The 12,874-nt window shown below is 45.3% G+C and carries 8 protein-coding genes and 1 pseudogene; 1 reads left to right on the forward strand and 8 read right to left on the reverse strand.

The features are described 5' to 3' along the window. Window position 1: 1 nt before the first annotated feature. The 7 genes from ispG to ACH2DQ_RS00095 all read right to left on the reverse strand — a co-directional run bounded on the left by ispG (window position 2) and on the right by ACH2DQ_RS00095 (window position 9,934). Window positions 2-1,057 carry a flavodoxin-dependent (E)-4-hydroxy-3-methylbut-2-enyl-diphosphate synthase gene (ispG, locus tag ACH2DQ_RS00065; RefSeq protein WP_394912271.1) on the reverse strand — a complete coding sequence of 352 codons (1,056 nt, stop codon included), beginning with the start codon at window positions 1,055-1,057 and terminating at the stop codon, window positions 2-4. A gap of 129 nt (window positions 1,058-1,186) precedes the next feature. Next, window positions 1,187-3,343, reverse strand: coding sequence for a 1,3-beta-galactosyl-N-acetylhexosamine phosphorylase (gene gnpA, locus ACH2DQ_RS00070; RefSeq protein WP_394912272.1), 2,157 nt, complete (start codon window positions 3,341-3,343; stop codon window positions 1,187-1,189). Next, the gene (locus ACH2DQ_RS00075) at window positions 3,343-5,163 is read right to left on the reverse strand and encodes a rhamnogalacturonan acetylesterase (protein ID WP_394912273.1); all 1,821 of its coding nucleotides are present in this window, start codon (window positions 5,161-5,163) and stop codon (window positions 3,343-3,345) included. The genes gnpA and ACH2DQ_RS00075 overlap by 1 nt, the downstream gene beginning before the upstream one ends. Next, a complete protein-coding gene (locus ACH2DQ_RS00080) occupies window positions 5,132-6,181 on the reverse strand; it encodes a glycoside hydrolase family 88 protein (RefSeq protein WP_394912274.1) in 1,050 nt (349 codons plus the stop codon). The genes ACH2DQ_RS00075 and ACH2DQ_RS00080 overlap by 32 nt, the downstream gene beginning before the upstream one ends. A 65-nt stretch (window positions 6,182-6,246) precedes the next feature. After that, complete coding sequence (locus tag ACH2DQ_RS00085) at window positions 6,247-7,977, reverse strand: ABC transporter substrate-binding protein (RefSeq protein ID WP_394912275.1); 1,731 nt, start codon at window positions 7,975-7,977, stop codon at window positions 6,247-6,249. Window positions 7,978-8,040: 63 nt separating this feature from the next. Further along, window positions 8,041-8,958, reverse strand: coding sequence for a carbohydrate ABC transporter permease (locus tag ACH2DQ_RS00090; protein WP_394912276.1), 918 nt, complete (start codon window positions 8,956-8,958; stop codon window positions 8,041-8,043). Between the two features lie 13 nt (window positions 8,959-8,971). Then, window positions 8,972-9,934, reverse strand: a complete 963-nt coding sequence (locus ACH2DQ_RS00095) for an ABC transporter permease (RefSeq protein ID WP_394912277.1) — start codon at window positions 9,932-9,934, stop codon at window positions 8,972-8,974. A gap of 328 nt (window positions 9,935-10,262) precedes the next feature. On the opposite strand from ACH2DQ_RS00095, the gene ACH2DQ_RS00100 reads away from it, so the two are divergent. Beyond that, on the forward strand, window positions 10,263-11,189 hold the full coding sequence (locus tag ACH2DQ_RS00100; protein ID WP_395024977.1) for a helix-turn-helix domain-containing protein: 927 nt from the start codon (window positions 10,263-10,265) through the stop codon (window positions 11,187-11,189). 154 nt (window positions 11,190-11,343) lie between these two features. On the opposite strand, the pseudogene ACH2DQ_RS00105 reads toward ACH2DQ_RS00100, so the two are convergent. Then, window positions 11,344-12,874 (reverse strand): annotated as a pseudogene (locus ACH2DQ_RS00105) (hypothetical protein); the annotation flags it as partial.

A 12,874-nucleotide genomic window follows, 5' to 3' on the forward strand; every position in this document is an offset into this window, starting at 1 on the left:
ACTACTCACTCCAGTTTACCAATTCTTCTCTTAATGCGTGAAGCAGCTGATCTTCCGGAATCTTACGGATAATTTCACCTTTTTTAATCAGCAGTCCCTCACCCTTGCCGCCTGCAATCCCGATATCCGCTTCTTTTGCCTCACCGGGACCGTTTACCACGCAGCCCATCACGGCAACTTTAATGTTCAATGGAATATCTTCCACCATATTTTCTACTTTATTAGCAAGACCGATCAGATCGATCTGGGTTCTTCCGCAGGTGGGGCAGGACACTACTTCAATGCCGCCCTTTCGCAGTCCCAGCGTTCTCAATATAAGTTTTGCAGATTTGATTTCTTCTAGCGGATCTCCCGTCAGGGATACTCTTATGGTATCTCCGATTCCCTGGGATAAAATAATTCCAAGGCCTGCCGCCGACTTAATATTACCGGAGAGAATTGTACCGGATTCCGTTATTCCCACATGAAGGGGATAGTTGGTTTTTTTTGCAATCAGTTCATGGGCTTTGGCGCACATCATTACATCCGAAGATTTGATACTGATAACCAGGTTGTCATAACCCAGATCTTCAATAATGCGTACTTTATCCAGGGCGCTTTCTACAATTCCTTCCGCCGTAACGCCATGGTATTTCGTTACCAGTTCCTTCTCCAGGGAACCGCTGTTAACTCCCACACGAATGGGGATTCCAAGCTCTTTCGCCTTCTCCACTACGGCGCGGATGCGGTCACCGCCTCCGATATTTCCCGGATTAATCCGGATTTTATCTGCTCCATGTTCCATCGCAGCTATGGCTAACTTGTAATCAAAATGGATATCCGCTACCAGGGGTATGGTGATCTCCTTTTTAATCTCCGCCAGTGCTTCTGCGGCTTCCATGGTCGGTACTGCACAACGGATAATATCACATCCTGCTGCCGTTAATCTTTGGATCTGTTCTACGGTAGCTTTCACATCTTCCGTTTTTGTATTTGTCATAGACTGTATCAAAACAGGATTCCCGCCTCCAATGACACGGTTTCCTATCTGAATTACTTTTGTATGTTCTCTGTGCATCCTATCCTCCTATGCCGTCATTTCACGGCTATGCTGTATACACGTTCACGATGTTCATTATAACCGATCTGAAATGACATGACAAGATGTAAAACACAGGAGACAGGTTTTGCCTGTGGCAGATTCTGATTACAGTTCCATGAACCGGGTGCCGAATCCCTCCAGTTCCACACGTATAGTTCCAAATTCCGTACTGACACTGGTTCTCTGGGTTTCTTTGCTGTTATTGATGATAACCAGGACTTTGCTTTTTGGAAAATATGCGCATTCCGTATATGGATTTGCTGTGACATATTGGGGATTCATTTTCTGTCCCGTTCCATAAAGGAGCAGGTTTAAAAACATCCTTGTATTTTCCAGGCTGTAGCAAAAGGAGGACAGATAAATCCCTTTTCCATTTCCGAAACTACGTACCGTCAGCGCCGGTACCCCTTTCTCTTCAGCCAGCACCACAGACTTGCCGTCTGTTAAATAAATGGAGTCCTGTCCCTGGATAAAAGCGCCTTTGGGCAGTAACCCCTCTATCTTCTCAATCCGATACTGCCACCTTCCATGGCACACTCTTGCACCCTGGTCTTTATCTGTTCCTAAGATTTCCGACAGGCGGAAAAACGTATCAAAGCCATCCACGGCAGAGGGTTCCCCGATTCCAAGGAAGGTTCCGCCCTCATATGCCCATTTTGTAATCTGCTCCACCACACGTGCATCTCTCCATGCCTCACCGCCGCTCCATGCGCTTTTTGCCCTTCCTGCGTTAATCAGAACCTGGACGCCGTCCAAAGCACCGTTTTTAACGTCCTCAAAGTCCAGAAAACTTACTTCCACCGGCAAGCCTGAAAGCGCTTCTAAGACATGTACCAGGTCATGTGTTTCTGTCTCGTGAAAATGACCGGATAGCGTCCAGGAACGCAGTCTGCCCCAGCTGTGGAGTACCGCCACCCTGCAGTTTAACTGATATACCGGACCTTCTTCATGGAGTTTTCGAATCTGTCGGAATTCCTTTGCAATGTGCTCCACATAGCGGCAGAATTCAGGATAATCCTCTGTTAAATGCAGATATCCCCCCAAACCGATTCTTTGAACCGGCACACGAAGGAGAGCCCTGCGAATCTGATTCCAGTACTTTTTCGCCTCCAGCGCGGGATCTCCATCCCCCGAAAACGTGGGAGCGCCGCCAAGTCCTACCGGAAACAGATATGGATGCAGCCGCAGTTCGTGGGTAACGGATTTTACCCCTGCGCACAATCTGGCTTCGTACCCGGAGAAGACACACTTAATCAACCCGTCAAATCCAAACTCCCTAAACCTTTTTCCGTAAGGCTCCACGCCGACCCAGCTGTCATCATAAAAGACATATGCCTCCTTGCCATGGCGATGGACAATGTCCACCAGTTTTTTACCAAAATCAATCACAAAGTCATTGATAAAATTCATATAATCCAGTTTTCTGGAATTTGGGGGCATATGGGCTACCTGATAGGCACCTTTGTTCACAAAATCCTCGGCACACAGCTGATAGCCGTATTTGGATGCAAACTGCTGCAGCGCCAGAGGACTGACCGTAAAATCATAGGAACCCCAGTCCGTGAACAGAGACCGGTTTCTTTGGCTGCTTCCCCAGATCCAGGCAAAATTATAAAACAGAGAAGTAAAACGTACCACCGTAGTATAAGGATGGTCACTGCACCAGTCTTCCATCCATTTCAGCAGATAGGACTGCGTCTCCACATACCTTGGATCCACCGGCATTAAATGCTCCTGGTTCCATCCATTAGTCACATGATTATACATGGATATTTCTTCCCAGATGCGGTATGCGAGAAAACTAACAGTATACTTGTGGTAGGGCACTGCATTTTGAATGGTGAGATTTCCCGCTTCCTTCTCATAGGTCCACAGCCTTCTGGATACTTCCATTTCAGAAGTGCGGTCATAGACCTGCCAATACTGCATGGATTCCGGACTGTCGTTCACCATAAACTGCTCTTTGCTGAAGTCTCTCATGAGATGAAAGGTCACAAATGATTCCGCTGCTGTCTTTGGATTGGTAATTAAAAAGGTCTGCTGCAGCTTATCCATATGCTGATTCGCCCATTCATTATGCCCACGAATGATACAGATTGTAGAATAGATGCCATAGCCTGCTTTCAATATCCTGTCTGACAGTTTTGTCCCGTCACTGTCTCTGATCACATCGGCTCCCCATTTATCCGCCAGCTTCAGTGTCAGTTCCTCATACCCGGATTCTCCAGGCAAGGTGAATCCCCCTTTTAATTCTGCTGTCATTATATATCCTCCTTATTCTCGTTTCCCTTCTGATGTAATGACATGTAAAGCGTTTTGCATATAGCTGCTGCATTTTTTCTGGATATAAAATGATCCAAATCCGCTTCTTTTGCTGCAATTCCCATTGCGCTGGCTGCCTGTATCTCCTCTTCCTCCCACAAAGGGGAATGAATCGGCTGCACAGGCAGCTGCTTTCTGCATTGATAACCGGTCATAGCAATCCTTAAAAATTCCCGCAGGGTAACTGCCTTATCCGGGAAAATTTTCTTCTCCCTCACCATAAATTGGGGAATCATCCCATTTTGATAAGCGCACTCTATCGTTCCTGCATACCATTCATGCCCCGCAACATCTTCAAACATATCGTTATAGACATTTACCGGGAAAAAATTCATTATCTGAATAACCAGATCCATTGCCTCTGCCCTCGTCAGCCATTCCTCTGGTCTTGTAAGATCCAGGAACAGTTCCTTACCATCAGCCAAAACATCTCCCCCTTCCCAGTTTGCGGGCGGCCTGGGCAGGGAGATGTTTCTTTCTGGGATCCACTCATTTGCTGGCTTTTCACCGGTTTTACCAAACGTACCTCTAGTCCCCCTAAGTTGTTCCAACAAATCTTCCGCCACAAATCCCGCCATTTTATATGCCCCATAGTCATTGCTGTGGGTAAAATCACCGGGAAAATAATATAATTTAGCCTCCTCCAGTCCCAGGTTCCTTACAAATTCCATGCTCTTGCCGTGTAAATCCACAACCGGTACTTTCATTTGTGCCCCAATCTCTTTACACACCAGGGCATAGTTCTGCAGCAAATCGTTGTAAGAACCATCTGACCCCCGCCAGGAATTCCTTGCCAGCGGCGTAACCAGGATAGGACTGGCTTCTTTTGCCCTGATCTCCTTGATATAGGTAACCAGATTGTTCCGGTACCCTTCTTCTGCCTTCAAATGGTGCATCTTCTGGTCATTATGTCCAAACTGGAACAGGCAGTAATCCCCTTTTTGAATGTGGTTTAAAATGATCTGATAATGGCCTTCACTGCGAAAACTCTCTGTGGTCAGCCCGGAATGGGCATGGTTGGACACCGCAGCCAGACTGCCGGTAAATGCGCTAAGCATCTGCCCCCAGCCGCTATAACTGCTTCCCGGTGCATAAGGGTACTCCCCGCTCTGGTCCGTTACGGTAGAGTCCCCCGCTATATACAGGACGGGACTTTCTACCGGACAGATCTTGGCACTGACCAGCCTTGGCGCATTTCCCACAAGAGTAATCTCTGCACTGTAATCCGGATAAACCATCTTGCGGCCTCTTGGAATAATATCGCAGATATTCAGCAGAAACTCTTTATCTAATTCCTCACCTGCCGACAGTTTTCCCCGATAAAACAGCCTTCTTCTACCCAGAAAAATAAGCAGTTCCTCTTCTTCCACCGCTGCAAAAAGTTTCAGCCGCACTTTATAATTGCCGCTTTGGGGAACATCTGCCTTGAAGGTGAGAGGTATCCTTCTGTTATTTTCAGAAAGCCGGCTTAGGATACCAGGTGAATTCACATAACAGCCGGATGCATCCTGTGCGATTCGCGTCAGATCCCTGTCCCGGTACCAGAAAAAGGCATCAAACCCGGCATTTAATTCGGGAATCTGCAGCATGGGATCCGCCCGCCTGTTGGCTTCTGTTACAAATCCCCAGGGCTTCTCCCTGGTATAGAGATCCTCCGGGGTAACCTCCCGTGTCCCTGTCCCGCCGCCTGGAAGAAAGGAAAATGACCGGGGCAGATGATCTGTTCTCTTACAGGGCTCCGTCACTTCGACAGTTTTCATAGTCTAACACCCCCGTCAAAAATGCCAGTGCCAGCCCCTGCCCCCAGCCCTGTATCCAGTTTCTGGATATATTGCGGTAACCGTTCCGGTCTTTCATAACCGCCGTACCTCCGGATACATTCAGCACTCTGCCGTCGGGACTGATATTGCCTAATACTCCCCGAAGGGCTTTGCTGATGTATTTCAGATGAAGCGGATTCCCCTTTTCCAGCATAGCCGATGCAATCCCGCAGGATGCCGAAATCTCTTCATAGGATTCTTCGTCATCTAAAATTGTCCTCCACAGACCATTTTCCGTCTGCAATAACTTTACGGCTGAAAGCTGTTCATTCAAAGAGCCCACAATGTCCAGATATTGGGGATAGAGATAACACTCCGGCAGGCATTTTCCTACCTGGGACATGGTATATGCCGCCCACGCGTTTGCCCTGCCCCAGTAAAAGCCTGACATATGGTCTTTGGTAATATTGTTATAACCGTGATACCAAAGCCCTGTATCCATATTCTGCAGATATTGAATATGCCAGTAATACTGGTTTAATGCATCTGCAATGATCTCTTCATCTTTTAATTTCACACCTACCCGCAGCAGAAAAAACGCCGCCATAAACAGCGTATCTGCCCAAGCCTGCTCCGGAAAATCGTTATTTGCAGAAACGGTATGCTGCAAAACCCGGTCCCCAAACCGCCTTGCCTCACCCCGGAGGTATTCAGCCTTTTTCATTACCAGGTCCCAGTATTTCTCTTCCCCGCAGGCTTCATACAGCGTAATCAGGCAATGCCCCATTGCACAGGTATTGACCGTGAATTTCGGTACGCCAAGTTCTATGTACTCATCTATCCGCTCTTTTAACAATTCCAGATATGCTTCCTTTTTTGTGATTTCATACGCTTTACTGATTCCATAATAAGCAACACCGCAGGGCCAGTCCCAGGGCATATCCATCCGCATGGTGCGCGCCACAATCCGGTCTATTACTTCTTCCACTTGCTGCTGATCAAATACCAATCCTGCCATATTCATCCTTCTTTCTGCTTTAAAAGGCCGCTGCAGGCTTTTCCCGCAGCAGCCTAAGAGCTATATTATTTGTATGCCCCTTCATCTAACAACGCCTGTTTCTCATCCAGAATTTCCTGGTATCCGGCATCCAGATATTCCTCACAAGCTGCCTTATATTTCTCATCAAATTCTTCGGGAGCCGAAGTCACCATATCTACATATACTTCCTGCCACAAAGCACTCAGATCGGATGCATACTCACTGGAGCTCTCAACCGGTTTTGTAAAAATCGTATTGATTAAACCGTAAGATTCGATCTTCTTCGTGTAATCATAGGACTGCCTGATCAGATCTTCGTATCCTGCCGGTGCAAGGGTTTTCATATTTGCTTTCAGATTTTTCTGTTCATCACCATAGCTTGCCACTTCTGCAACCAGACACCAGTAATCTTTATTATTATTGTTGGAAAGTTTGGATTCACCGTTAAACTCTGCTGCCGGCACTGCTATTCCATCTTCATCCAGCGTATAATTCTGTCCTTCCACTCCATTTTGCAGATAGAACAAATTATCATCCTGAATCATCCAGTCTAAGAACATCCAGATTGCGGCTCTCTGCTCATCGGTTGTCTTAGCATTCATTCCCATCACCATGCCATAGGAAGGATATTCATAATAATAAGGTTTGCTGTCCTTTGGCGCAAAAGCAGACGGATCTAAAACAGCTACTTTTGCATTTGGATCATTGGTTGTTAAACTGTTAATAACGTCTGTTGTATTGGTCATATAGAATCCATAAGTTCCGGTCTTGCCGGAAACAAAATCTCCAACTACGTCCGGTTCTTCTTTTTTCAGATAAAATTCTGCATCAATAAGCCCCTCGTTATATTCTTTGTTCAAAGTCCGAAGATAATCTTCTGTGGGCTTCCAGGTCAGTGCCGGCACATTCAGATCGGAATATAAGGCTAGCTCCGTCTGATCAACCTCCTGACCGCGAAATGCGTAATCATAAGTAAAGCTTTTATTTACAAGGCGTTCTCCCAGCGTTCCCAGTCCGGCATCCTTCCACGCCTGTGCAACTGCCTCCAGTTCCTCACGGTTTGTGGGCATCTCCATCTTGACCTGATCCAGCCAGTCCTGCCGGATGAGGGTCACCCAGTTGTAATAGATCGCATCTCTGTCTGCGAAGAAGAATATATTTTCGCCGTTCATTTCTCCGTAGTCCCGGATGGTATCTCCTAATTTTTCGGAATAGGCGGGCGCGTAATAAGCAATTTCCTGAAGATCCAGCGGCTGCATTGCCCCTTCATTGTAATAGCTCACCGCCTGGGGCATATCATAGTGGAAAATAATATCCGGTGCACTGCCTGCGGCTATCATCTGCATATAGTCGGTCACTTCCGTTGTCCGTCCGATCGCCACATACTGCACCTCAACATTATATTTGTCTCCAAATTCGGACTGAATCCATTTTGTATAATAGTTATTAGTAGGGTCCCAACCCTCAAATCCTCTGTCATAGACCGGAATTTTAATCGTTACTTTCTCGGGAAATCCTTTGGAATAATCCGTATAGTCACCTTTTGCATCCTCAGAACCTGATTCCGAACCATTTTCCGATTCTTTACCTGATCCTTTTTCCGTTCCATTTTTGGAATCTTTATTTGTATCCGCCTCTTTGGAACCGGCTTCTGTTTTCTGATCTGTCTTTGCTTCGGTGGCTGATGTCTTATCTCCTCCACACCCGGTAACCGCTCCTAATATCATAGTTCCCGCAAGCGTAAGCGCTGCTGCTTTCTGCAATTTTCTTTTCATACTCATTCCTCCTGATTTTTCATGGTTAACAGTTTATATAGTAATCGAGTTTTCCTCGAAGACCTAACCTTTTACGGCTCCGATCATCGTTCCCTGTACAAAATACTTCTGTACAAATGGATAGATGCAGATAATGGGAATCGTTGCAAACATAATACATGCCGCCTGCAGCACCTCCGGATTGGTCATTAATCCGGTAGATCCGCCTTCTGATTTAAATGACTCGGATGCAGATACAATAAGATAATACAATTTTAACTGCAGCGGCCTTAAATCCGTTCTCTGTTTGATATAGAAAAGTGCATCCTGATAGGCATTCCATCTTCCCACTGCATAGAACAGTGCAATCGTGGCATTAATGGGTTTTGACAGGGGTACCACGATGCTCCAGAGTATCCTCATATGTCCAGCGCCATCCAGTACTGCCGATTCCACCAGACTGTCCGGAATGGAAGACTGAAAGAAATTCTTCATAATCAGCAGATTATAAGCCGAGAAGGACAGCGGCAAAATCATACACCACCAGGTGTCCAGCATATGAAGGTTATTCATTAGCAGGTATTCCGGAATGGTACCGCCTGCAAAATACATGGTGAACATGCACAGGAAGCTCATGATCTTTCTTCCCTTCAGTTCCTTTCTGGTCAGGGCATATGCAGCGCAGATGGTCAAAAACATACCGATGACGGTAAAGGTGACCGTAACCACTACGGATACAAACAGTGAACGGATAATCGATGAATCAGCAAATACTTTAGCATATGCATTCAGATTGATTCCTTTGGGAAGCAAAAATATTTTGTTTGCCGTTACGTATGCCTCCGCACTGATAGATTTTGCAAATATATGTAAAAAGGGTAATACACAGGTTAATGAAGATATGGTTAAAATGATATAAAATATTGTATTCCAGGTGATATTTGAAACCTTTGTTTTAAGTCCCTGCCTTTTGCGGGGCAGGAATGCTGCTGTCTGACTCATAAACTATCCTCCTTTAAATTAATCCGTCTTCACCCAGGCGTTTTGCAATAAAATCTGCTCCCAGAACCAGCAGAAGTCCGATTACCGACTGGAACAGCCCAAGCGCCGTAGCTTCACTGAATTTATTGTTTTCAATACCCCACCGGTACACCAGCACCGGAATTGTTGTTGTGTATTCCGTTACCTTAGCATTGCTCATTGCGAAAATACGTTCAAAGGAACCGCCCATTACCTTACCCAGATTCATAATTAAAAGGGTTACAATGGTTCCCCGGATACAGGGAAGGGTCACGTGAAGGCACTGTTTAAACCGCCCCGCTCCATCCACTCTTGCCGCCTCATATAATTCCGGGCTGACACTGGTAATCGATGCCAGGTAGATAATCGTTCCCCATCCCATGGACTGCCATACTCCAATGGCAATATAGGTAATGAGCCACTGGGTGTCTTCCTGTAAGAAAGGAATCCTGTGCGCACCCACATTTTCTAAAATGGTATTTATGACACCGCTGTTCAGACTGAATAACTGGTATCCCACCGCTCCGATAATAATCCAGGATAAAAAATGGGGCAGATATAATAATGTCTGTGTTACCTTTTTGAAATACTTATTACGAATTTCATTTAAAATCAACGCCAATATGATCGGCATGGGAAAGCCAAAAATCAAATCCAGAATGTTCAGATACAGCGTATTGAATACCGCTTTTCCAAAATCTCTCTTGGCAAATATTTTCTGAAATACTTCCCAGCCAACCCATTCGCTGCCCGTAAATCCTTTGGCAACCTTATAGTCTTTAAATGCAATAAACAATCCAAAATAGGAACCAAATTTAAAGATCAGAATAAATAGCATCGGTAATAACATAAGCAGATATAACTGCCAGTCTTTCTTAAGATAGTAACCTATTCCGTATTTCTTTCCGGGTACGGTAACCCCCGGGTTCCGATTCCTCTGCTTTGCCGTCACACTCATTTTACTCACTCTCCTATTCACAACTTTTTCTTCTCTACATGGCTTTAATTATACAAAAGATCAAATAACGCTTCTCAGCATACAAATGCCAAATCTATGCATTTTCAACCATTTATCCAAAAAATTTGTCTACTTTTGTCTAAACTTATTTAGAATAACTTTTTATACATTCTATTTTTTTATAACTAATTCCATAATTATCATTTAAAATTATAATTTAGTGTGACTTTATTAATCTAAGAAGAACTTTCTTCTAAAATTATGGTTGAAATCTCAAATAGCTATAATGTATAATAGTTACAAACCACAAAGAACAGGAGTGTGCAAAATGTCCAAACAAGCAAAAACGATTATCGAATATCGTAACTATGAACTGCCGGAAAACTTTCCAATTCTTCTGCTTACAGGCGACCGCTGGCATATCTCAGATATCAAATCCGGTCGGCTTCATTTTCATAACTGCCTGGAGATCGGTCTGTGCCACTCCGAAAGCGGAACCATGGAATTTGAAGACACGCCATTTTCCTTTCATGCCGATGATGTCACCATTGTGGCGTGCGATATCCCCCACACTACATACAGCTCTCCCGGAACTGCCAGCAGGTGGTCTTATCTCTTTGTAGATGTGGAAGAATTTTTACATCCCTTTTTTCCGATCGACGCGCTTCCCCATTCCCAGATTTTAATCGACCTGATCCACAATTTCCGCAGAATTATGCCCAAAGCCGAATATCCTTTTATTTATGATCTCGTCCACCGGATGGTTACGGAAATGCAGGAAAAGAAAATGAACTACCAGGTCAGTGTCCGGGGATTATTTGTTTCCCTGATCACAGAGCTGATGCGCCTGCGTTCAGATTCCGCCTCTTCTCAGGCATATCAGGCACCGGAAAACACACTGGTAATCGCCCCAGCCCTGGACTATATTAAGACCAACTACATGCATTCCTTTTCCATAGATTATCTGGCGGATCTGTGCCATTTAAGCCCCACGCACTTTCGCAGGCTCTTTCATGGGATTATGGATACCAGCCCGCTTGAATTTATCAATACCACACGGATATTAAAAGCCAGTTCCATGCTGCGTACCACGGAGTATTCCATCCTTACTGTTTCCGAGCGGGTGGGATTTCATTCTATTTCCAGCTTTAACAGACATTTTTCCGCACTCCTGGGTATCTCACCGAAAGAATGGCGCAAGAAGATGTCAGTTTTGAAAAACCAGTCGGTTTTGGAATATACGGGGTGGATGTGATTTTTTTCTGAAACCGAGGGGGTTTTGTTTTGACTTATGATGGTACACAGTCTCTTTGCCTCGTCATTGAGCGCAGATTTCATTGATCATACAAATGGGGCTGTCGATTGACAGCCCCATTTGTATAAATTAAATTTTTCTATTTTGTATATATCTATTTTTCTATTCTGGTAATAATCAAAGCATCTAATCTGGATATGGAATTTGGGGCACAGTTAAAATTTAACTGGCCATCTGTAACTTCTACTTCGTAAGTCCCGACTGCATAGCTGTTGGCACCGCTTTCCACCTTTACTGCCACAGTTCCTTCCAGATCTCCTTTTACCGTACTTTTATATGCCGAACCGCCCACAATCTCCACCTGGTAGCTTCCGTTTGGCACATCTGCACAGAAGGTATTGCCATCCGGCAAAGCAAAGTCCTGATAGACGTCTGCCGTAATTCCCCCCTTGTCATAAGTATAGTCCTCTGAACGCCCTGTAATGATCGCTGCCCCATCCGCAAAGCCGAATTTTTTTTCTTTGGAATAAGTAATCCCAAGCTCATCGTTGGTCCTGCTGCCCCCTTTTCCATTTACGGTGATCCCGATCCATCCTTGGGCTGTCTTGTCACTGGTAATCCCAAAATCAAACCGGTATAGGACTTCCGAAGCTTTTCTTTTTGTTTTCATTTCAACCGGCTTTGACCCATAAGAAGTTTTTCCATCCACGACTGCTGCCGTTTTATAATAATAGACGGTATCTGCTTCTAATTTATGATCGGTATACGTATAGGCTTCCTGCTTATTGTCTGCCGGTAAAGTATCAATGAGACTGTATGATTTGCCATCTTCGGATCTGTAGATTTCATAAGCCGTAATTTCATGTCCATAGACACCATCACTTGCAGGCGTAAAGGTAAACGTTAAGGAATCGGATAAGCTCCTGTCCTCCTCTGCCATTAACTGCGCTGTGATCAATCCTTCCGACAAGAGATAGCTTAAATTCGCCGGCTGATTGTACGCTACATTCTGCCATGCCACGCCCTGTCTGTATGCCCTGTTTTCCAGGAGGCATGGTACGACATAATCTGTCTGAATGGTAGATGCATAGATGCGGATTTTGTTCTGGTCGCTGCTGCTGCGGGAGATGATTTCTTCCCTCCAGTCGCCTAAGATATCCGCAGTCAAACCGGTATTCCCTTTGGTCCCGTTGTTTGACAGAATTTCCGTTGAATCAAACAGCGTCACTTCCTGATTGTTCTCATAGTCCCATTTAGCCAGGTTTACGGCAAGGGGTTTATAGGCTTCGCTGTCAAATCTGTGATCCTGAATTTCACTTAACAGATCTCCGTCCCAGAAAATGCTTGCATTGGATGCCGGCGACTTCCCGGACAACGTAATTAAATTTTCCAAAGTTGACATCGTGGAATATACGCCGCCATCCCTGGAATCCCAGGACGGCTCTTCTTCAGCGGATGAATCAGGAGATGCAATTGACCAGAACTCCGCTCCGGATGCGGTAGGATCAATATCAGCCGCTACTCCTCTTCCGGTATCCCGTCCAACATGATATCCCATCAAAATTTTACCCGTCTCCGCATCATGTATTTCCACATGGTAAGAAGCATCGTCATGTTCATGGACAGCCATCACTTCCAGCCCCTCATTCCAGTTCACCCAGTCGGATACATGCATGGCATCTCCA

This window comes from Robinsoniella sp. (assembly GCF_034124845.1).

Coding starts and splice junctions, on each gene's coding strand:
- ACH2DQ_RS00095 (WP_394912277.1), bottom strand. CDS start 9,934: ATGAGTGTGACGGCAAAGCAGAGGAATCGGAACCCGGGGGTTACCGTA.
- gnpA (WP_394912272.1), bottom strand. CDS start 3,343: ATGACAGCAGAATTAAAAGGGGGATTCACCTTGCCTGGAGAATCCGGG.
- ACH2DQ_RS00080 (WP_394912274.1), bottom strand. CDS start 6,181: ATGGCAGGATTGGTATTTGATCAGCAGCAAGTGGAAGAAGTAATAGAC.
- ACH2DQ_RS00100 (WP_395024977.1), top strand. CDS start 10,263: ATGTCCAAACAAGCAAAAACGATTATCGAATATCGTAACTATGAACTG.
- ACH2DQ_RS00075 (WP_394912273.1), bottom strand. CDS start 5,163: ATGAAAACTGTCGAAGTGACGGAGCCCTGTAAGAGAACAGATCATCTG.
- ACH2DQ_RS00085 (WP_394912275.1), bottom strand. CDS start 7,977: ATGAAAAGAAAATTGCAGAAAGCAGCAGCGCTTACGCTTGCGGGAACT.
- ispG (WP_394912271.1), bottom strand. CDS start 1,057: ATGCACAGAGAACATACAAAAGTAATTCAGATAGGAAACCGTGTCATT.
- ACH2DQ_RS00090 (WP_394912276.1), bottom strand. CDS start 8,958: ATGAGTCAGACAGCAGCATTCCTGCCCCGCAAAAGGCAGGGACTTAAA.